Source organism: Nonomuraea sp. NPDC003754 (genome assembly GCF_053605785.1).
The window spans coordinates 377404-397429 of record NZ_JBSGJX010000001.1 but is presented as its reverse complement, the minus strand read 5'-3'; the positions used below and the strand labels follow the sequence as shown (position 1 = coordinate 397429).

Below are 20026 nucleotides of genomic sequence, written 5' to 3'. Positions count from 1 at the left end.
GGTCGCCGTCACACTAGGTCCTATCAAGATCAATGGCAACGTTGTCATAGCCCGCGCCCGCTCTCCCCGGGAACGCTGATCCCGGCGTTTCCTGGAAGCGGACAGTCCGTGCCCCGCCTGCGCCGGGACAGTCCTTCGTGGCGCGCCGGAAACCCCGGACGTGGGCATCTACATCTCAGAAAGGGCCCGAACAGGATCGGGTGATGTTGACGAGACCCGGAGAAAGGGATACGTTCCGGTAGATTTCGCGGCGAATCAGGGGAAATCCGGTGAGATGCCGGTGCGGACGCGCCACTGTATCCGGGGCCCACAGCCCCGGGAGCCAGGTCACCTGACCGTCGCGACCTCAACCAGCGGGACGCGTCATCCCTGAGGAGGCTTCACATGAGTGGTCTGTCCACGTCCGTAACCGCAATTCCGCTTCACCGTCTCACGCGCTGGCTGCTGGCCGTGCCCGTTCTGATGCTGCTCGCGTACCTCGTCCTCATGGACAACGGCGCGATCTCGCAGACCGGCACGCTCCTGCACGAGCTCATGCACGACGGGCGTCACCTGCTCGGCGTGCCCTGCCACTGAGGCAGCGTCATGGTCAAGTCCCTGGTGGTCAGGGGCCTGCTCGTCGGGCTCCTGGCCGGACTCGTCGCGGGCGTGTTCGCCTTCTTCGTGGGGGAGCCGCGCGTCGACGCCGCGATCGCCCTGGAGGAGGCGGCAGCCGCCGTATCGGTTGACGGCGGCGACACCCCGTCCTCCCACTATTCCGACGGCGCCGCTCAGCCGTCCGCCCCGGCGGACAGCGCGGCTCAGCCGTCCGCTCCGGCTAATGCGGCTCAGCCGTCAGCCTCGACGGATGGTGCGGCTCAGCCGTCGGCCCCGGGGGACGCGGCTCGGCCGTCGGCCCCGGCAGGCGGCGGCGAGGAGGCGCACAGTCACGACGACGGCGCTTCGGCCGGCCACAGCCACGGCGAGGAGGCCGTGGTCAGCAGGCCGGTACAGAAGGTCGGCCTCTTCCTGGCCACCGGCCTGTACGGCCTGGCCGTCGGCGGCATCTTCGCCCTCGTCTTCGCCGCACTGCGCGGCAGGGTCGGCCCCAGGTCGGAGCCTGGCCTGGCGATCGTGACGGCAGCGTGCGCGTTCGGTGCCATCACCCTGGTCCCCTTCCTGAAATATCCCGCCAACCCACCCGCTGTCGGCGACCCCGAAACCATCAACGCCAGAACGCTGCTCTACGTCGTGACGGTCCTCGTCGGCCTCGCCTCCATCGCGATCGCCGTCGCCGCCACCCGCAGGGTCACCGTGCCCGGCGTCTGGGCGAAGGGCCTGGTGGGCGGGGTGACCTTCCTGATTCCCGTGATCGCCGCGTGGGTGCTCCTGCCGCGCGTCGACGAGGTGCCGCCCGGCTTCCCCGCCTCGCTGCTGTGGGACTTCCGGCTGGCCTCCCTCGGCACCCAGGTGGTGTTCTGGGTGGCCTTCGGGGTGTTGTTCGCGGTGGCGGGCGAACGGGCGAAGGCGCGGGTCAGCTGACCAGGGTGCTGTTCGTACGGCATGCCTCGACACCGGGCATGCGTGGCGCGCGCTTCCCTACGGGGGAGGAACGCGCCGACGCGGCGAGCCTCGAAACGGCCCAGCGCCTGAGCCGAACCCTGGCCTCCGTCCTTCACCCCGGAACACCGTCATCTCCGGCACCGTCATCTCCTGGAACACCGGGTTCCGGGGTGTTCGGGGAGGGTGGAACGGCGTTCGTCGCTCCGGGGCGGGCGGCTCGGGAGACGGCCGTGGCGCTCGGGTTGGCGCCCGTGGTCGTGCCCGAGCTGGCCGAACCGGATTACGGGAGCTGGCGCGGCCTGCCGTACGAGGAGGTCGTGAAGGCCGACCCGGAGTCCTTCGCCCGGTGGCTCGCCGACCCCGGCGCCGCGCCGCGCGGTGGGGAGTCGCACGTCGAAGCGGCGGACAGGGTGGTCCGCTGGGTGGAGTCCCTTCGCGAGACCCCACCAGGCGAGCTCGCCCGCCCCGACGCCCCCTCACCGGAACCCGGCACCTCGGGGCGGTCGGGCCCGGGTTCGGGCGGGCGGGGGTGGGTGGTCGTGTGCGACGTGGCGGTGGTGCGGGCGGTGCTGGGACATGCGCTCGGCGTCGGCCCTCTCGTCGCCGCGCGATTCGACATCGCCCCTCTTTCTCTCACGCAGGTGTCCGCCTCCCGCGAGGGCTGGCGGATCGGGTACGTCAACCGGAAGGCCACACCGTGACCGCCACCTATCCCTTCAGCGCCGTCGTCGGTCTGGACGATCTCAAGCTGGCGCTGGTGCTCAACGCCGTCTCCCCCCGCGTCGGCGGCGTGCTCGTCAGGGGGGAGAAGGGCACCGCGAAGTCCACGATCGTCAGGGCGCTGGCCGCGCAGTTGCCGCCGGTGGACGTGCTGGCCGCCTGCAGGTTCGCGTGCGACCCCGTCGCGCCCGACCCCACGTGTCCCGACGGGCCGCACGAGCCGGGCGAGCAGGTGGTCACCAGGGCGGCCGCGCTGGTGGAGCTGCCGGTGGGCGCCTCGGAGGACCGTCTGGTGGGGTCGCTCGACCTGGAGCGGGCGCTGACGGAGGGCGTGAAGGCGTTCGAGCCCGGGCTGCTGGCCGCCGCGCACAGGGGCGTGCTGTACGTGGACGAGGTCAACCTGCTCCACGACCACCTCGTGGACCTGCTGCTGGACGCGGCCGCGCTCGGCACCTGCTACGTCGAGCGCGAGGCCGTCTCGGTACGGCACGCGGCCAGGTTCCTGCTGGTCGGCACCATGAACCCGGAGGAGGGCGAGCTGCGGCCCCAGCTGCTGGACCGGTTCGGGCTGACGGTGGAGGTGCGGGCGTCGCGGGACCCGTCGGAACGGGCCGAGGTCGTACGGCGGCGCATGGCGCACGACGCGGATCCGCAGGGCTTCGCGGCACGCTGGACGGCCCAGGAGGCGGAGCTGGCGGCCGGCATCGCGGCGGCCAGGGAACGTCTGGCGGCGGTGGAGCTGCCGGACGCGCGGTTGCGGCAGATCGCGGAGGTGTGCGCGGCCTTCGAGGTGGACGGCCTGCGCGCCGACCTCGTCACGGCGAACGCCGCAGTCGCGCATGCCGCCTGGCGGGGCTCGCGGGTGGTGACGACCGAGGACGTGCGGGTGGCGGCCCGGCTGTCGCTGCCGCACCGGCGGCGCCGCGACCCGTTCGACGCGCCGGGGCTGGACGAGCGGCTCCTGGAGGAGCTGCTGGCCAGGACCTCGCAGGACGAGCGCCCCGACGACGACCCCGACCCCGACCCTGACACCGGCTCAGACCCCGACACCGCCCCCGAAGGCCCCGACGGGTCCTACGGCCCCGACGGCCCCTCGGGCGGGGGCGGCACGGAGGACGGCGGTCGACCGCCGTCCGACGCCCCGGCCGCCCGCGCCGAGAACCGGCAGAACCAGGACGGACACGGCAAGGACGGGCGAGAGGCTGGCGACGCGGCGAGCGGAAACGGCGCCGCCCGGACCCCGCAGCACGACCGCGACAGCGCCCCCACCGGCCAGGACGCGTCCGTGGACGGGGAGGGCCTGGTCCAGGTGGCCGGGGTGGCGGCGCCGTACCGGGTGCCGTGGCTGACGGTGGAGGGCCTCGGCGACGGCGCGTCCGGCAGGCGGTCGCGGGCCCGCACCCCGCACGGCCGTACCACCGGCTCCCGGGTCCCCGAGGGGCACCTGCGCTCGGTGCACCTCACCGCGACACTCGTCGCCGCCGCGCCGTACCAGAAGGAGCGCGGGCGCACCGCGCCCGGCCTGCTCATCCGTGCAGGGGACCTGCGCGAGGCGGTGAAGGAGGGCAGGGAGGGCAACCTGGTGCTGTTCGTCGTCGACGCCAGCGGTTCGATGGCCGCGCGCAAGCGGATGACCGCCGTGAAGACGGCCGTGCTCAGCCTCCTGCTCGACGCCTACCAGCGGCGCGACAAGGTCGGCATGGTGACGTTCAGGGGGAACGCCGCCGAGGTGGCGTTGCCGCCGACCTCGTCGGTGGAGGCGGGCGCGGCACGGCTGCGCGCGCTGCCGACCGGCGGGCGCACCCCGCTGGCGGCGGGCCTGGCCCGCGCCGCCGACGTGCTGCGCGTGGAGCGCATGCGCGACCCGGACCGCAGGCCGCTGCTGGTGGTGGTGACCGACGGCCGCGCCACCGCCGGCGGCGACGTGGACCGCGCGGCCGCCCTGCTCAACGGTACGGCGAGCGTGGTCGTCGACTGCGAGTCCGGCCCCGTACGGCTCGGCCTGGCCGGACGCCTGGCGACCAGGCTGCGCGCCCGCCTCATCCCGCTCGACGGGATGGACGACCTCATCCGCGACTACAGAAAGGCGGGCTGAGATGCCGCAGGGCAAGCCCGAGGTCGTCCCCGACGACGGCCTCACCACCAGGCAGCGCAGGAACCGGCCGCTGCTGATCGTGCACACCGGCCCCGGCAAGGGCAAGTCGACGGCCGCGTTCGGGATGGCGTTGCGGGCGTGGAACCAGGGCTGGCCGATCGGCGTGTTCCAGTTCGTGAAGTCGGCCAAGTGGCGTATCGGCGAGGAGCGGGCGCTGCGCGTCCTGGGCGACTCGGCCGAGGGCGGGCCGGTGAGCTGGCACAAGATGGGTGAGGGCTGGTCGTGGATCCAGCGCCCCGGCACGGAGGAGGACCACGCCGCCGACGCCCGCGAGGGCTGGGAGCAGATCAAGCGCGACCTGGCGGCGGAGACCTACCGGTTCTACGTGCTCGACGAGTTCACCTACCCGCTCAAGTGGGGCTGGCTCGACCTGGACGACGTGGTGGAGACGCTCGCCGGCCGTACGGGGAGCCAGCATGTCGTGATCACCGGCAGGGACGCGCCGGAGAAGCTGCTGGCCGCCGCCGATCTGGTGACGGAGATGGGCAAGGTCAAGCACCCCATGGACGCCGGCCAGAAGGGCCAGAAGGGCATCGAGTGGTAGTCCCGCGCCTGGTGATCGCCGCGCCCGCCTCGGGGAGCGGCAAGACGACCGTGGCGACGGGACTCATGGCGGCGCTGCGGGCGCGCGGGCTGCGCGTCTCGCCGCACAAGGTCGGCCCCGACTACATCGACCCCGGCTACCACGCGCTGGCGACGGGACGGCCCGGACGCAACCTGGACCCGTGGCTGACCAGCGAGGACCTGGTGGCGCCGCTGTTCCTGCACGGCGCGTCCGGCGCGGACGTCGCCGTGGTCGAGGGCGTCATGGGCCTGTTCGACGGCAGGGCGGACACCGACGTCGCCTCGACCGCGCACGTCGCCAGGCTGCTGGAGGCCCCCGTCGTGCTCGTCGTGGACGCGGCGCGGCAGAGCAGGTCGGTCGCCGCGGTGGTGCACGGGTTCGCCACGTTCGACCCGCGGGTGCGGGTGGGCGGGGTGGTCCTCAACCGGGTGGGCTCCGACCGCCACGAGGAGCTGTGCAGGTCGGCGCTGGCGGCGGCGGGGGTGCCGGTGCTCGGCGCGATCAGGCGGGACGACGCGGTCTCGACGCCCTCGCGCCACCTGGGCCTGATCCCGGCCGCCGAGCGGGAGAGCGAGGCGGTGGCCGCCGTGGAGCGGCTGGGCGCGCTGGTGGCCCGCTCGTGCGACCTGGAGGCGCTGGTACGGCTGGCGCGCACGGCTCCCGCGCTGCGCGCGCGGCCGTGGAGCCCGGCCGCGGCCCTCCGGGAGGCGGCCACCGAGGAGACCCGGCCCGAGGGGCCGGCGGTGAGCTCAGGGGGTGGGCGCCGGCCGGTGGTGGCGACGGCCGGGGGAGCGGCGTTCACCTTCGGGTACGCCGAGCACGCCGAACTGCTGCGGGCGGCCGGAGCCGACGTGGTCACCTTCGACCCGCTGCGCGACCGGGCGCTCCCCGAGGGCACCGCGGCCGTCGTGATCGGCGGCGGCTTCCCTGAGATGTACGCGGCCGACCTGGCCGCCAACGAGCCGCTGAAGCGGGAGATCGCCGCGTTCCGGGGCCCGATCGCGGCCGAGTGCGCGGGCCTGCTGTACCTGTGCGAGAGCCTCGACAACCACCCCATGTGCGGAAAAATCGCGGCGAAGGCGGAAATGACGCCTCGGCTGACGCTCGGCTACCGCGACGCCACCGCCACCCGCGACTCCCTGCTCACCCGCGCGGGCGAACGCTACCGGGGCCACGAGTTCCACCGGACGGCCGTGACCGCCGCCGGAGAGCCCCTGTTCCGGTGGGAAGGCGGCGGAGACGGTCACGGGGATGCCCTGGTGACCGCCTCCTACCTGCACCTGCACTGGGCGGGCCGGCCGCTGTCGGCTCAGCGCCTGGTGTCGTCCTCCAGATCGCCCTCCGCCTTGAGATAGGCCTCCCGCAGCTCCCGCAGCACGTCGGGATCCGGGTGCTCCCACATCCCCCGCTCGGCCGCCTCCAGCAGCCGCTCGGCGATGCCGTGCAGCGCCCACGGGTTCGACTTCTCCATGAACTCCCTGTTCACGGGATCGAGCACGTAGGTCTGCGTGAGCTTGTCGTACATCCAGTCGGCCATCACACCGGTCGTGGCGTCGTAGCCGAACAGGTAGTCCACGGTCGCGGCCAGCTCGAAGGCGCCCTTGTAGCCGTGCCGCCGCATCGCGGCCAGCCAGTTGGGGTTCACCACGCGCGCCCGGAAGATCCGCGAGGTCTCCTCCGACAGCGTGCGCGTGCGCACGGCGTCCGGGCGGGTGCTGTCGCCCACGTACGCGGCGGGCGCGCGGCCCGTGAGCGCTCGTACGGTGGCCACCATGCCGCCGTGGTACTGGAAGTAGTCGTCGGAGTCGGCGATGTCGTGCTCGCGGGTGTCGATGTTCTTCGCCGCGACCGCGATCCGCCGGTAGGCGCTCTCCATGTCCTGGCGGGCCGGCACGCCGTCCAGGTCGCGGCCGTAGGCGAAACCGCCCCACACCGCGTAGACCTCGGCCAGGTCGGCGTCGTCCCGCCAGTTGCGGCTGTCGATCAGCGGCAGCAGGCCCGCGCCGTACGCGCCCGGACGGGAGCCGAAGACCCGCATCGTGGCCCTGCGCTCGTCGCCGTGCGTCTCGAAGTCGGCGGCGACGTGGGCGCGGACGTAGTTGTCCTCGCCGGGCTCGTCCAGGGCGGCGATCATGCGCACGGCGTCGTCCAGCATGGCCACGACATGCGGGAAGGCGTCGCGGAAGAAGCCGCTGATGCGAACCGTGACGTCGATGCGCGGCCTGCCGAGCTCGTCGAGCGGGACCGGCTCCAGGCGGGTGACCCGCCGGGAGGCGTCGTCCCACACCGGGCGGGCGCCCAGCAGCGCGAGGACCTCGGCGACGTCGTCGCCCGCCGTCCGCATGGCGCTGGTCCCCCACACCGACAGACCCACCGAACGCGGCCACTCGCCGGTGTCGGCGCGGTAGCGGGCCAGGAGCGAGTCGGCCATCGCCTGGCCGGTCTCCCACGCCAGCTTGCTGGGGACGGCGCGCGGGTCGACCGAGTAGAAGTTCCTGCCGGTGGGCAGCACGTTGATCAGGCCGCGCAGCGGGGAGCCGCTGGGGCCCGCGGGGACGTAGCCGCCGTCGAGCGCGTGCAGGAGGTGGTCGAGCTCGTCACCGGTCCTGGCCAGCCTGGGCACGACCTCGGCGGCGGCGAACTCCAGGATCCGGACGACCAGGTCCCGCCGCGCGCCGGACGGGGCGAGGACCGCGTCGGTCACCTCGCGGGCCGCCGCCACCTCCCAGCCGCGCGCCTCCATGCCCTCCACCAGCGCCCTGGCCGTCGACTCGGCCGCGTCCACGCTCGCCAGGCCCGCCGTACCGTCCTCGGCCAGCCCCAGCGCCTCCCGCAGGCCCGGCAGCGTCTCGGCGCCCGCCCACATCTGCCGGGCCCGCAGCATCGCCAGCACCAGGTCGACCCGCACCGACCCCTCGGGCGCCGCCCCCAGCACGTGCAGCCCGTCGCGGATCTGCACGTCCTTGACCTCGCACAGCCAGCCGTCCACGTGCAGCAGGAAGTCGTCGAACTCCGTGTCGTGCGGCCGGTCGGCCAGCCCCAGGTCGTGGTCGAGCCGTGCCGCCTGGATGAGCGTCCAGATCTGCGCCCTGATCGCGGGCAGCTTGGCCGGGTCCATCGCGGCGATCGAGGCGTGCTCGTCCAGCAGCTGCTCCAGGCGGGCGATGTCGCCGTAGGTGTCGGCGCGGGCCATCGGCGGCACCATGTGGTCCACCAGGACGGCGTGCGCCCGCCGCTTGGCCTGCGTCCCCTCGCCCGGGTCGTTGACCAGGAACGGGTAGACCAGCGGCAGGTCGCCCAGCGCCGCGTCGGGCCCGCACGCGGCCGACAAGCCCGCCGACTTGCCGGGCAGCCACTCCAGGTTGCCGTGCTTGCCGACGTGCACGACCGCGTGCGCGCCGAACTCCGCCGACAGCCACCGGTAGGCCGCCAGGTAGTGGTGGCTGGGCGGCAGGTCCGGATCGTGGTAGATCGCGATCGGGTTCTCGCCGAAGCCGCGCGGCGGCTGCACCATGACCACGACGTTGCCCGCCCGCAGCGCGGCGAACACGATGTCGCCCTCGTGCACGAACAGCTCGCCGGGCGGCGGCCCCCAGTGCCGCTCCATCGCCTCGCGCAGCTCGGCGGGGAGCGTGCCGTACCAGGAGGTGTAGGTGGCGGCGGGCACGCGCACCGGGTTGGCCGCGAGCTGCTCCTCCGTCAGCCACTCCTGGTCCTGGCCGCCGGCCGCGATGAGCGCGTGGATCAGCGCGTCGCCGTCGCCCTCGGCGACGCCGGGCAGACCCTCGCCCAGGTCGTAGCCCTCGCCGGCCAGCCTGGCCAGCAGTTTCACGGTGCTCGCGGGGGTGTCGAGGCCGACCGCGTTGCCGACGCGCGCGTGCTTGGTCGGGTAGGCCGACAGCATCACCACGAGCTTCTTCTCGGCGTTCGGGACGTGCCTGAGCCGGGCGTGCCGTACGGCGATGCCGGCGACGCGGGCCGCGCGCTCGGGATCGGCCGCGTAGACGGTCAGCCCGTCCGCGTCCACCTCCTTGAACGAGAACGGCACCGTGATGATCCGGCCGTCGAACTCGGGGATCGCCACCTGCGACGCCGCGTCCAGCGGTGACAGGCCGTCGTCGTTCTCCTCCCACGCCTGCCTGCTCGTGGTCAGGCACAGCCCTTGCAGGATCGGCACGTCCAGCTCGGCGAGCGCGCCCACGTCCCACGCCGCGTCGTCGCCGCCGGCTCCGGCCGTCGCGGGCCGCGTGCCTCCGGCGGCCAGGACGGTCACCACGAGCGCGTCGGCGGTCCGCAGCGTGTCGAGCAGGCCGGGCTCCGCCGTGCGGAGCGAGGAGCAGAAGACCGGCAGTGCGCGGCCGCCCGCGGCCTCGATCGCGTCGCAGAGCGTCCGCACGAAGGCCGTGTTGCCCGCCATGTGGTGCGCGCGGTAGTAGAGCACGCCCACGACGGGACCCTCGGCGGCGGAACGCTCCCTCTCGAGCAGCCCCCAGGCCGGGGCCGGTTCGGGCGCCGCGAACCCGTTGCCGGTCAGCAGCACCGTGTCGGACAGGAAGGCGTGCAGCTCGGCGAGGTTGGCCGGGCCGCCGTGGGCGAGGTAGGCGTGCGCCTCGGCGCAGACGCCGCCGCTGACCGTCGACAGCTCCATGAGCTCGGCGTCGGGCGCCTGCTCGCCGCCCAGCACCACCACGGGCCGCGGTCCCGCGAGCAGCCGGTCGAGCCCCTCCTCCCAGGCCCTGCGCCCGCCGAGGAGCCGCACCACGACCAGGTCCGTGCCCTCGACCAGCGCGGGCAGGTCGTCGACCGTCAGCCGGGCGGGGTTTCCAAGGCGGTACGGCGCGCCGCTCGCCCTCGCGCTCAGCAGGTCGGTGTCGGAGGTGGACAGCAGCAGGACGGCCGTGCTCTCGGGCACAGGAACTCCTCCCTCGGGGTCCTCGCCCCGGTCGCGGGTGTCACGAGAGCGGGAGTCTCCTGGCTCCCGGATCGACGCTCACCCCGGCCTTCCCGTCCGTCGCCGGACAGTGGCCTGCGGTGGGGTTCGCTCCCCGGTCACAGTGGCGGGACCGCGCCGGCTTCGCACCGGCTTCCTCCGTCGCCCTCGTCTGTGATCAGACTAGAGGGTTTTGAACGGGTTACCATCCTCCCCGTGGACATAACCGACGTTTCAGGACACCTGCGCCCTGATGCGTGTCCCGGGGCCCTTCAGGTCCACACCGCCGCGGACGGCGCCCTCGCCCGGGTCCGCATCCCCGGTGGCGTCCTCACGGCGGCCCAGCTGAGCGAGGTGGCGGCGTGCGCGGCCGAGCTGGGATCGGGCGAGATCGAGCTGACCTCCCGGGCGAACCTCCAGGTCCGCGGCCTGCGCGTCACCCCTGTCACGCCCGCCGCTCCACCGGCCGGGACCCCCGCTCGCCCGGCCCCGACCGGCGTCGCGGCAGCGGGCGTGGCGCCGGACGAAGGCCCCTCAGGGGCGGTGCCGGGCGCACCGCTCGCCGGCGCGGCGCAGGCGGGGGTTTCCGCGGGCGTGGCGTCGGACGGGGTCTCCTCAGGGGCGGTGCTGGGCGCGCCGCTTGCCGGCGCGGCGCAGGCGGGGGTTTCCGCGGGCGTGGCGCCGGACGGGCTTCGGGCGGGTCCCGGACCGGGCGCGGCCGCGGCGAGCGTGCCGGTCTTCGCGGCGCGGATGGCGGCGGCGGGGCTGCTGCCGTCGGCCACCCACGAGCGGGTCCGCAACATCCTCGCCTCACCGCTGGCGGGACGCGCCCCCTCGTCCCTGGTGGACGTCCGGCCGCTGGTCGCCGACCTGGACCGCCGGCTGTGCGCCGCCCCCGAGCTGGCCGCGCTCTCCGGCCGCTTCCTGTTCGCCCTGGACGACGGCACCGGTGACGTGCTGTCCTGCGGCGCCGACGTGACCTTCCTGGCCACCTCGCCCGCCGGCGGGGTGCTGTTGCTCGGTGGGGAACGGCAGGCCGTACCCGTGACCGTTTCCGGCGCGGTTCCGCTGATGCTCGCGGCGGCCTCGGCCTTCATGGAACTGAGCGACGGCACCGCCTGGCGCGTCACCGACCTCCCGGACGGCCCGGCCCGGCTCGCCGCCCGCCTGAACCCACCGACCACCCAGGACCCCGGCCCGGCGACTCCGCGGCAGGACGCCCGGTTCCCCGGCCCGGCCCCACAGTGCGACCAGACCCCCGCGCAGGCCCGGCAGGGGGACGACCAGGCTCCTGCCCAGGCCCGGCAGGGGGACGGCCTGGAGATGGTGGCCCCGGATGTCGAGACGGCCGCGCGCGGTGCCGGGGTGCGCGACGCGGGGACCCGCCCGCAGCGTGACGGCAGGGTCGCGCTCGAGGTGGTGGTCCCGCTCGGCCGCCTGTCCGCCGGTCAGGCCGCGGCGCTCGCCGCCTGCGCCGCCGAGATCCGCGTCACGCCGTGGCGCACCGTCGTCCTGCCCGACCTGCCCGCCGACGCCGTCCAGCCGATCGCGGACCGGCTCACCGCCGCCGGGCTGGTCGCCGTCCCAGGGACGCCGTGGGCGGGCCTGTCGGCCTGCACGGGCCGCCCGGGGTGTGCGAAATCCCTGGCCGACGTCCAGCTCGACGCCAGACGCTGGGCGGAACGGCCCGGTCACGAACCACCGGCCCGCCCGGTCCACTGGGCCGGGTGCGAACGGCGGTGCGGCCGTCCGGCGGGGGAGGTGGTCGACGTCGTCGCCACCCCGACCGGCTACCGTGTCGCGGGCCGTACCGAAGAAGAGGAGATATGACCGACTACATCCGCGACGGCGCGGAGATCTACCGGCGCTCGTTCGCCACCATCCGCGCGGAGAGCGACCTGGCCGGGTTGCCGCAGGACGTGGCCCAGGTGGCCGTCCGCATGATCCACGCCTGCGGCATGACCGACCTGGTCGCCGATCTCGCCTACTCGCCGGGCGTGGTCGCCGCGGCGCGGGCGGCCCTGCGCGGGGGCGCGCCGATCCTGTGCGACGCCATGATGGTCGCCTCCGGGGTGACCAGGGCGCGCCTGCCCAGGGACAACGAGGTGATCTGCACCCTCGGCGACCCGGGCGTGCCGGGGCTGGCCGAGCGGATGGGCACGACCCGCAGCGCCGCCGCCCTGGAGCTGTGGCGCGACCGGCTGGACGGCGCGGTCGTCGCCGTGGGCAACGCGCCCACCGCCCTGTTCAGGCTCCTGGAGCTGGTCGAGGAGGGCGCGGGACGCCCCGCGGCGGTGCTCGGCATCCCCGTGGGCTTCATCGGGGCGGCCGAGTCGAAGCAGGCGCTGGCGAGCGGCGACCTGGAGTACCTGGTGGTGCACGGCCGCAGGGGCGGCAGTGCGATGGCGGCAGCGGCGGTCAACGCGATCGCCTCCGAACAGGAGTGAGCGACGTGGCGGGACGGCTGTTCGGGGTGGGGCTGGGGCCCGGGGATCCCGAGCTGGTGACGGTCAAGGCGGCCAGGCTGATCGGCGAGGCGGACGTGATCGCCTACCACAGCGCCAGGCACGGCAGGAGCATCGCGCGGTCGATCGCGCTGCCGTACATGCGGGAGGGGCAGGTCGAAGAGCTGCTGAAGTACCCGCTGACCACGGAGACCACCGACCACCCCGGCGGCTACCAGGGCGCGCTGGAGGACTTCTACGCCGAGTGCGCGCAGCGGCTGGCCGCCCATCTGGACGCGGGCAGGGTCGTCGTGGTGCTGTGCGAGGGCGACCCGCTCTTCTACGGCTCCTACATGCACATGCACAAGCGGCTCGCCCACCGCTACGAGACCGAGGTCGTGCCGGGCGTCACCTCGGTGGCGGGGGCGGCGGCGGTGCTGGGACGCCCGCTGGTGGAGCACGAGGAGACGCTGACCGTGCTGCCCGGCACGCTCCCGGCCGACGTCATCACCGAGAAGCTGAAGAGCGCCGACTCGGTGGCCGTGCTCAAGCTCGGCAGGACCTTCGAGAAGGTCCGTGACGCGCTGGCGGAGGCGGGCCGGCTGGACGAGGCGTGGTACGTCGAGCGGGCGACGACGGCGAGCCAGCGGATCGAGCCGCTCAAGGACGTGGACCCGGCGAGCGTGCCGTACTTCTCGCTGGCGATGCTGCCCAGCGGCGGCGGGCGGGCCGACGAGGAGCTGAGGCCGGGCGTCGCGGTGGTGGGGCTCGGGCCCGCGGGAGCGCAGTGGCTCACGCCGGAGGCGCGGCAGGTGCTGGCGGAGGCGACCGACCTGGTGGGGTACGGCCCGTACGTGGACCGGGTGCCGCAGCGGGCGGGCCAGGTCAGGCACCGCACCGACAACAGGGTGGAGGCCGAGCGGGCCGCGCACGCGCTGGAGCTGGCCCGCCAGGGCCGCAGGGTGGCGGTCGTCTCGTCCGGCGATCCCGGCGTGTTCGCGATGGCCAGCGCGGTGCTGGAGGCGGCCGAGGGCTTCCCCGACGTGCCGGTGCGGATCGTGCCGGGCCTGACGGCCGCGCACGCCGTGGCCGCCAGGGCGGGGGCGCCGCTGGGGCACGACTATTGCGTGATCTCCCTGTCGGACCTGCTCAAGCCGTGGGACATCGTGGCCGGGCGGCTGCGTGCCGCCGCCGCGGCCGACCTGGTGCTGGCGATCTACAACCCGGCCTCGCGCAGCCGTACCTGGCAGGTGGACGCCGCCCGCGACCTGATCATGGAGCATCGCGACCCGGCCACGCCCGTGGTGATCGGCCGCGACGTCGGGGGGCCGCAGGAGACGATCATCGTGACCACGCTGGCCGGGCTCGACCCGGCGCAGGTCGACATGCGCTGCCTGCTGATCGTCGGCTCCTCGACCACCCGCGTCACCGGCGACGGCGTCGTCTACACCCCGAGGCGATACCCGGCATGAACCCACGCCACGGCCGCCGCCACGGTCTCCACGAGCACCGCGTCCTCGGGCAGCGGCGGCCGTCGCACGACCACCACGGGCAGTCCGAGCTCGGCGGCGGCCGTCAGCTTGGCGGTGGTCATCTCGCCGCCGCTGTCCTTGGTGACCAGCACGTCGAGCCGGTGCTCGCGGATGAGCGCCCGCTCCCCTTCGACGGTGTAGGGGCCGCGCGCCAGCACCACGTGGACGTTGGCGGGGACCGGCGGCTCGGGCGGGTCGACCGATCTGGCCAGGAACCACATACCGGACAGACCGGCGAACACCGGCAGGCTCCTGCGCCCGGTCGTCAGGAACACGCGGCGGCCCAGCGAGGGCAGCGTCCGCGCGGCCTCCTCCAGCGAGTCGACGAGCACCCAGCCGGGCCGGGGCGGCCAGCCGGGGCGCCGCAGCACCAGCAGCGGCACTCCCGCGGTACGGCACGCCTCGACGGCCCCGGCGGTCATCCGCCGCGCGAACGGGTGCGTGGCGTCCACCACGGCGTCGATCCGGTTGGCGGCGACCCAGGCGGCCAGCCCCGCCGCGCCGCCGAACCCGCCGACATGCACCTCGCCCACCGGCAGCCTGGGGTCGCGCACCCGCCCGGCCAGCGACGACACGACGTGGACGGCGCCGTCGAGGGCGGCCGCCAGGGCGCGCGCCTCGGCCGTGCCACCCAGGATCAGGATCCGCCGCACGTCCCCTCCATCCTCGACATGAGCGTCCTCGACGTGAGCGTCCTCGACATGAGCGTCCTCGACATGAGCATCCTCGACATGAGCGTCTTCGACACATGAGCACCGCGTCCCCGAGCACAGGGCTGCGCCACGGCTGGACCACCGGCGCGTGCGCGACCGCGGCCACCGCGGCCGCCTACACCGCGCTGCTGACCGGCGACTTCCCCGACCCGGTCACCATCACCCTGCCCAAGGGCCAGCGGCCCGCGTTCGCCCTGGCCAGGGAGTCGCTGGGCGCCGGCTTCGCCGCCGCCTCCGTGGTCAAGGACGCCGGCGACGATCCCGACGTGACGCACGGCGCGCTGATCACCTCGACGGTACGGCACGCCGCCCCCGGCACCGGCGTCACCTTCAGGGCGGGCCCGGGCGTCGGCACGGTCACCAAGCCCGGCCTGCCGCTCGAGGTGGGCGAGCCGGCCATCAACCCGGTCCCGCGCCGGATGATGACCGAGCACATCGCGGCCGTCGGCGGCAGCGGCGACGTCATCGTGGAGATCTCCGTCGAGCACGGGGAGGAACTGGCCCGGCGGACCTGGAATCCCCGGCTCGGCATCCTCGGCGGCCTGTCGATCCTCGGCACGACCGGCGTCGTCGTGCCCTACTCGTGCTCGGCGTGGATCGACAGCATCCGCAGGGGCGTGGACGTGGCCATCGCGGCGGGCCGTACGCACGTGGCCGGGTGCACGGGCAGCACCTCCGAGCGCGTGGCCGCCGAACTGTACGGCCTGCCCGAGGACGCCCTGCTCGACATGGGCGACTTCGCCGGGGCCGTCCTGAAGTACCTGCGCCGGCACCCGGTGCCGCGGCTGACGATCGCGGGCGGTGTCGGCAAGCTGTCCAAGCTCGCCGACGGCCACCTGGACCTGCACTCGGGCCGCTCCCAGGTCAACCTCGACCTGCTGGCGAGGCTGGCGGGGGAGGGCACCGGGCTGGCGGAGCGGATCCGCGGCGCCAACACCGCGCTGCACGCCCTCCGCATGGCCCAGGAGGAGGGGGTGCCGCTCGGCGACCTGGTGGCCGAGCGGGCGCACGCCACCGCGGCCGGGGTGCTGCGCGGCGCGCCCGTCGAGGTGGACGTCGTGGTGATCGACCGGGCGGGCGTGATCGTGGGCCGTCACGGCTGACGGCAGCGCGCGGCCGAGTACAGGTGGCTGTCGGGGAACTGGGTGGCCGCCAGCACCCTGCCCACGACGATCACCGCGGTCCTGACCACGCCCGCGGCCCGCACCTGGTCGGCGATGTCGGCGAGGGTGCCCTTGAGGATCAGCTCGTCGTCGCGGCTCGCCCGGGCGACGACCGCCACGGGGCAGTCGGCGCCGTAGGCGGGCGTCAGCTCCGCCGCGACCTGCGCGATCCGCTGCACGGCCAGGTGCAGCACCATGGTGGCCCTGCTCGCCGACAGCGTGGCCAGATCCTCGCCCTCCGGCATGGGCGTCGCCCGCGCCGAGGTCCTGGTGAGGATGATCGTCTGGCCGACGCCGGGCACGGTGAGCTCCCTGCCGAGTGACGCGGCCGCCGCCGCGAACGCGGGAACCCCCGGCACCACCTCGTACGGCACCCCGATCGCGTCGAGCCGCCGCATCTGCTCGGCCATCGCGCTGAAGACCGACGGGTCGCCGGAGTGGAGCCTGGCCACGTCCAGGCCCTTGGCGTGGGCGTCGGCCAGCTCGGCCACGATCTCGTCGAGCGTCAGGTTCGCGGTGTCGATCAGGCGGGCGTCCCGCGGGCACGACTCCAGCAGTTCCTCAGGCACGAGCGAGCCGGCGTACAGGCACACCGGCGCGCGCTCGATCAGGCGCAGCCCGCGCAGCGTGACGAGGTCGGCCGCGCCGGGTCCCGCGCCGATGAAGTGGACGGTCACGTGCCGCTCTCCTTGGTCGCTGTCCAGATGGTCACCGGCATCATCGTCCGCCAGCCGGTGAAGCCGCCGATCGGGGCGGCCCTGCTGACCGACAGACGTACCAGGTCGCCGCCGTGCCTGCCGTACCAGGAGGTCAGGACGGACTCCGACTCCAGGGTGACGGCGTTGGCGACCAGCCTGCCGCCGGGCGGCAGGGCCTGCCAGCACGCCTCGAGCAGGCCGGGCACGGTGGCCCCGCCGCCGACGAAGACCGCGTCGGGCGCGGGGAGCCCCTCCAGGGCGGCGGGGGCCCGCCCCGTGACGACGCGCAGCGCGGGCACGCCGAGCGCCGCCGCGTTCCGCCCGATCCTGGCCGCCCGTTCCGGGTGGCTCTCGACGGCGATCGCGCGGCAGCCGGCGTCGGCCCGCATCCACTCGATCGCGATGCTGCCCGCGCCGGCGCCGACGTCCCACAGCAGCCGGCCCGGCAGCGGGGCCAGGTGGGCGAGGCTGACCGCGCGCACCTCGCGCTTGGTGAGCTGCCCGTCGTGCTCGAAGGCGTCGTCGGGCAGGCCGGGCACCAGCGGGCGTGGCACCGTCCCCTCGTCGGCCGTGCACTCCACCGCCACCACGGTCAGGGCGGTGCCGTCCCGCTCCCACGTGGCGGCCTGGCCGGTGTGGCGCGTCTCGTCCGCCGAGCCCAGGTCCGACAGCGCGTGGAGGGTGCTCGCGCCGTACCCGTGCTCCCGCAGCAGTCCGGCCACGAGGGCGGGCCCTCGCGCGTCCGCCGCCAGCACCAGCAGCCTGCGCCCTGGCAGGACGGCGCGCCGCAGCGCGTCCAGCGGCCTGCCGACCAGGCTGACCACCGCCGTCTCCTCGACCGGCCAGCCGAGGCGCGCGCACGCCAGCGACAGGCTGGACGGGTGCGGCAGCACGCGCAGGTTCTCCGGGCCCGCCAGCCTGGCCAGCGTCGAGCCGATCCCGAAGAACATCGGGTCCCCGCTGGCCAGCACGCACGGCGCCGCGTCGCCGAACTCGGCCAGCAGCCCCGGCAGCGCGGGCAGCAGCGGCGAGGGCCAGCTCACCTTCCGCGCCCGGCCGTCGGGCACCAGACCGAGCTGGCGCGCCGAGCCCAAGAGCACGCCCGCCTCCGCCACGGCCTGGCGGGCCTGGGGCGACAGGCCGTCCCAGCCGTCGGCGCCGACACCGACGACGGTGATCACACGCTGCCCATGGCGCGGGTGACCTCGATCTCGATGACCACCCGGGCCGGGTTGGGCCGGGGCGGCTTGTAGCGGACGGTGTAGCGGGCCTCGGCGTCGGCGACCCGCTCGGGCTCGGTCCGCACCGTCGCCGTGCCCTCCAGCGTGGACCAGCGGCGGCCGTCGACCTGGCACAGCGCCACCCGGGCGCCGTCGTCGCCGGCGAGCAGGCGGGCCTTGCGTGAGGTGCCGGAGGTGATGACCCTCGCGATCCCCGTCTCCAGGTCGAGCGTCGCGCCCACGGGCACCACGTGCGGCGTGCCGTCCGGCCTGACGGTGGTCAGCGTGCACAGGTGCCGCTCCCGCCAGAACTCGGCGAACCCCGCTCCCCGCGCGGCCAGATCCACCTTCGCCCCTTTCGTCCGTCCATTCTGCATGGTCAGGGTAGCGAGGCCCCGCGCTCACCTGACGGGACGGGGCTTGCGGACGGCGCGGGAGGCTCTGCAAGGATGTGGACATGAGCGCTGTGAAACTCGACGGCAAGGCGACCGCGGCCAAGATCAAGGCGGACCTCACCGCGCGGGTGACCGCGCTCAAGGAGCGGGGCGTCGTGCCCGGGCTCGGCACCGTGCTGGTCGGCGACGACCCCGGCAGCCAGATCTACGTCGCGGGCAAGCACCGCGACTGCGCGGAGGTCGGCATCGCCTCCATCCGCGTCGACCTGCCGGCGACGGCCACCCAGGCCGACGTCGAGGCCGCCATCGACGAACTCAACGCCTCGCCCTCCTGCACCGGCTACATCGTCCAGCTCCCCCTGCCCAAGCACCTCGACACCATGGCGCTCCTGGAGCGCATGGACCCGGCCAAGGACGCCGACGGCCTCCACCCGGTCAACCTCGGCCGCCTCGTGCACATGGTCGAGGCCCCCCTTCCCTGCACGCCGCACGGCATCGTGCTGCTGCTGCAGGAGTACGGCGTGCCGCTGAAGGGCGCCGACGTCGTGGTGGTCGGCCGCGGGATCACCGTGGGCCGCTCGCTCGGCCTGCTCCTGACCAGGCGCACCGAGAACGCGACCGTGACCCTCTGCCACACCGGCACGACCGACCTGGCCGCACACGTACGGCGCGCCGACATCGTCGTGGCGGCGGCGGGCGTGCCCGGGCTCGTCACGGCCGACATGGTCAAGCCGGGCGCGGCGGTGCTCGACGTGGGCGTGTCGCGGGTCGACGGCAAGATCGCCGGTGACGTGGCTCCTGACGTGGCGGAGGTGGCCGGCTTCCTCACCCCCAACCCCGGTGGCGTGGGGCCGATGACGCGGGCGCTGCTGCTGGCCAACGTGGTCGAGGCGGCGGAGCGCTCGCTCGCCTGACGGAGTGGGTGTGACGGGGAGGAGGATCGCTCTTCCCGTCACACGGTCCCTCTCCATGCGGTCCGCCGACCGGACGAGGGTCGCTCGTCCGGTCACGCGGTGTCCTCGCCCGGGGTCGGTCAGGCGAAGGAACGGAGGGCTTCGCGGAGGTTGCCGGAGGTGCGGTCGAGGGCGGCGCGGGCCTCGGCCGGGTCGGCGCCCGTGAGGAGCATGATGACCGCGGCGGGGACCGAGCCGTCCGCCGCGCGGAGAGCCGGCGCGACCTCGGCGTCCGGCAGGCCGGTGATGGTCGAGACCATGTCGCGCGCGCGGACCCACAGCTTCTCGTTCGAGGCCACCAGGTGCGTCATCAGGTTCCCGTGCGTGCGCCCGAGCCGCACCATGGACAGCGTCGTGATGGTGTTGCAGACCAGCTTCTGCGCCGTTCCGGCCTTGAGCCTGGTGGACCCCGTCAGGAACTCGGGGCCCACCACCACCTCGATGGCGATCTCCGCCGCCGCGCCGAGCGCCGAGCCCGCGTTGCACGCGACCCCGACGGTCAGCGCGCCGACGGCGCGGGCGTGCCGTACACCTCCCACCGCGTACGGCGTGCGCCCGCTGGCCGAGATGCCCACCACCGCGTCGGCGGCGGACACCTCCACCTCTGTGAGGTCGGCGACGGCCAGCGCGGCCGAGTCCTCCGCGCCTTCGACGGCGACCGTGAAGGCCGAGGGCCCGCCCGCGATGAGCGCGAACACCTCCGACGGGCTGGTGCCGAAGGTGGGGCCGCACTCGCTGGCGTCGAGCATGCCGATGCGCCCGGCCGTACCGGCTCCGAGGTAGATGAGCCTGCCGCCGTCGCGCAGGCGCGCGGAGACGGCGTCGACGGCGGCGGCGATCTGCTCGGACTGGCCCGCGACGGCGGCGGGGACCAGGGAGTCCTGCTCGTTCATGCGCCTGACCAGCTCGATCGTGGGCAGCACATCGAGGTCGTCGAGTCCGGGCAGCCGCTGCTCGGTGACGAGATCGGAGATGCCGCGCGTCATGGTCCCCCCG

Annotated in this window: 17 protein-coding genes and 2 riboswitches; of the genes, 11 read left to right on the top strand and 6 right to left on the bottom strand. The window is 74.6% G+C overall.

The annotated features are described in order from the left end of the window. The first annotated feature begins 223 nt into the window (after positions 1-223). Positions 224-353, top strand: a riboswitch (cobalamin riboswitch). Between the two features lie 97 nt (positions 354-450). From ACWEVS_RS01790 to ACWEVS_RS01765, 6 genes are read left to right on the top strand one after another with little or no spacing between them, the layout of a single operon-like run. Beyond that, positions 451-576 carry a CbtB domain-containing protein gene (locus ACWEVS_RS01790; RefSeq protein WP_354906281.1) on the top strand — a complete coding sequence of 42 codons (126 nt, stop codon included), beginning with the start codon at positions 451-453 and terminating at the stop codon, positions 574-576. 9 nt (positions 577-585) lie between these two features. Next, complete coding sequence (locus ACWEVS_RS01785; RefSeq protein ID WP_452549462.1) at positions 586-1521, top strand: CbtA family protein; 936 nt, start codon at positions 586-588, stop codon at positions 1519-1521. A gap of 38 nt (positions 1522-1559) precedes the next feature. Next, positions 1560-2243 carry a histidine phosphatase family protein gene (locus tag ACWEVS_RS01780; protein ID WP_452549582.1) on the top strand — a complete coding sequence of 228 codons (684 nt, stop codon included), beginning with the start codon at positions 1560-1562 and terminating at the stop codon, positions 2241-2243. Next, positions 2240-4357 (top strand): VWA domain-containing protein, encoded by a 2118-nt coding sequence (locus ACWEVS_RS01775; RefSeq protein WP_452549460.1) that lies wholly within the window; start codon positions 2240-2242, stop codon positions 4355-4357. The genes ACWEVS_RS01780 and ACWEVS_RS01775 overlap by 4 nt, the downstream gene beginning before the upstream one ends. A gap of 1 nt (position 4358) precedes the next feature. After that, on the top strand, positions 4359-4961 hold the full coding sequence (cobO, locus tag ACWEVS_RS01770) for a cob(I)yrinic acid a,c-diamide adenosyltransferase (RefSeq protein ID WP_354906275.1): 603 nt from the start codon (positions 4359-4361) through the stop codon (positions 4959-4961). An 8-nt stretch (positions 4962-4969) separates the two neighbouring features. After that, positions 4970-6337, top strand: coding sequence for a cobyrinate a,c-diamide synthase (locus ACWEVS_RS01765; RefSeq protein WP_452549580.1), 1368 nt, complete (start codon positions 4970-4972; stop codon positions 6335-6337). Here ACWEVS_RS01765 and cobN read toward each other — a convergent pair. Next, positions 6292-9894 (bottom strand): cobaltochelatase subunit CobN, encoded by a 3603-nt coding sequence (cobN, locus tag ACWEVS_RS01760; RefSeq protein WP_452549458.1) that lies wholly within the window; start codon positions 9892-9894, stop codon positions 6292-6294. The two genes, ACWEVS_RS01765 and cobN, sit on opposite strands and share 46 nt — an antisense overlap. Positions 9895-9929: 35 nt before the next feature. Then, a riboswitch (cobalamin riboswitch) is annotated at positions 9930-10117 on the bottom strand. 11 nt (positions 10118-10128) lie between these two features. On the opposite strand from cobN, the gene ACWEVS_RS01755 reads away from it, so the two are divergent. From ACWEVS_RS01755 to ACWEVS_RS01745, 3 genes are read left to right on the top strand one after another with little or no spacing between them, the layout of a single operon-like run. Then, complete coding sequence (locus ACWEVS_RS01755) at positions 10129-11742, top strand: precorrin-3B synthase (RefSeq protein ID WP_452549456.1); 1614 nt, start codon at positions 10129-10131, stop codon at positions 11740-11742. After that, a complete protein-coding gene (locus ACWEVS_RS01750; RefSeq protein ID WP_452549455.1) occupies positions 11739-12359 on the top strand; it encodes a precorrin-8X methylmutase in 621 nt (206 codons plus the stop codon). Before ACWEVS_RS01755 ends, ACWEVS_RS01750 begins: the two co-directional genes overlap by 4 nt. Before the next feature lie 5 nt (positions 12360-12364). Then, on the top strand, positions 12365-13828 hold the full coding sequence (locus ACWEVS_RS01745) for a precorrin-2 C(20)-methyltransferase (RefSeq protein WP_452549453.1): 1464 nt from the start codon (positions 12365-12367) through the stop codon (positions 13826-13828). Here ACWEVS_RS01745 and ACWEVS_RS01740 read toward each other — a convergent pair. Further along, complete coding sequence (locus tag ACWEVS_RS01740; RefSeq protein WP_452549451.1) at positions 13801-14541, bottom strand: cobalt-precorrin-6A reductase; 741 nt, start codon at positions 14539-14541, stop codon at positions 13801-13803. The two genes, ACWEVS_RS01745 and ACWEVS_RS01740, sit on opposite strands and share 28 nt — an antisense overlap. 95 nt (positions 14542-14636) lie before the next feature. Here ACWEVS_RS01740 and ACWEVS_RS01735 point away from each other — a divergent pair, with 95 nt between their 5' ends. Then, complete coding sequence (locus ACWEVS_RS01735; protein WP_452549450.1) at positions 14637-15704, top strand: cobalt-precorrin-5B (C(1))-methyltransferase; 1068 nt, start codon at positions 14637-14639, stop codon at positions 15702-15704. Here ACWEVS_RS01735 and cobM read toward each other — a convergent pair. From cobM to ACWEVS_RS01720, 3 genes are read right to left on the bottom strand one after another with little or no spacing between them, the layout of a single operon-like run. Continuing rightward, positions 15695-16441 carry a precorrin-4 C(11)-methyltransferase gene (gene cobM, locus ACWEVS_RS01730; protein ID WP_452549448.1) on the bottom strand — a complete coding sequence of 249 codons (747 nt, stop codon included), beginning with the start codon at positions 16439-16441 and terminating at the stop codon, positions 15695-15697. The two genes, ACWEVS_RS01735 and cobM, sit on opposite strands and share 10 nt — an antisense overlap. Next, positions 16438-17643, bottom strand: coding sequence for a precorrin-6y C5,15-methyltransferase (decarboxylating) subunit CbiE (cbiE, locus tag ACWEVS_RS01725; RefSeq protein ID WP_452549446.1), 1206 nt, complete (start codon positions 17641-17643; stop codon positions 16438-16440). The genes cobM and cbiE overlap by 4 nt, the downstream gene beginning before the upstream one ends. Beyond that, positions 17640-18029: a pyridoxamine 5'-phosphate oxidase family protein gene (locus ACWEVS_RS01720; RefSeq protein ID WP_452549444.1), complete on the bottom strand. Its 390-nt coding sequence runs from the start codon at positions 18027-18029 to the stop codon at positions 17640-17642. The genes cbiE and ACWEVS_RS01720 overlap by 4 nt, the downstream gene beginning before the upstream one ends. Positions 18030-18139: 110 nt before the next feature. Between ACWEVS_RS01720 and ACWEVS_RS01715 the strand changes: the two genes are divergently transcribed. Then, positions 18140-18991, top strand: a complete 852-nt coding sequence (locus ACWEVS_RS01715) for a bifunctional methylenetetrahydrofolate dehydrogenase/methenyltetrahydrofolate cyclohydrolase (protein ID WP_354906261.1) — start codon at positions 18140-18142, stop codon at positions 18989-18991. A gap of 119 nt (positions 18992-19110) precedes the next feature. Here ACWEVS_RS01715 and murQ read toward each other — a convergent pair whose 3' ends face one another. Beyond that, entirely contained in the window at positions 19111-20016 is a 906-nt protein-coding gene (gene murQ, locus ACWEVS_RS01710) for an N-acetylmuramic acid 6-phosphate etherase (protein WP_354906259.1), read from the bottom strand. Between the last annotated feature and the right edge of the window lie 10 nt (positions 20017-20026).

Excerpts from the sequence above, each read along its gene's own strand:
- ACWEVS_RS01785 (WP_452549462.1), top strand. The coding sequence starts at position 586 with ATGGTCAAGTCCCTGGTGGTCAGGGGCCTGCTCGTCGGGCTCCTGGCC.
- ACWEVS_RS01780 (WP_452549582.1), top strand. The coding sequence starts at position 1,560 with ATGCGTGGCGCGCGCTTCCCTACGGGGGAGGAACGCGCCGACGCGGCG.
- cobO (WP_354906275.1), top strand. The coding sequence starts at position 4,359 with ATGCCGCAGGGCAAGCCCGAGGTCGTCCCCGACGACGGCCTCACCACC.
- ACWEVS_RS01750 (WP_452549455.1), top strand. The coding sequence starts at position 11,739 with ATGACCGACTACATCCGCGACGGCGCGGAGATCTACCGGCGCTCGTTC.
- ACWEVS_RS01735 (WP_452549450.1), top strand. The coding sequence starts at position 14,637 with ATGAGCACCGCGTCCCCGAGCACAGGGCTGCGCCACGGCTGGACCACC.
- ACWEVS_RS01715 (WP_354906261.1), top strand. The coding sequence starts at position 18,140 with ATGAGCGCTGTGAAACTCGACGGCAAGGCGACCGCGGCCAAGATCAAG.
- murQ (WP_354906259.1), bottom strand. The coding sequence starts at position 20,016 with ATGACGCGCGGCATCTCCGATCTCGTCACCGAGCAGCGGCTGCCCGGA.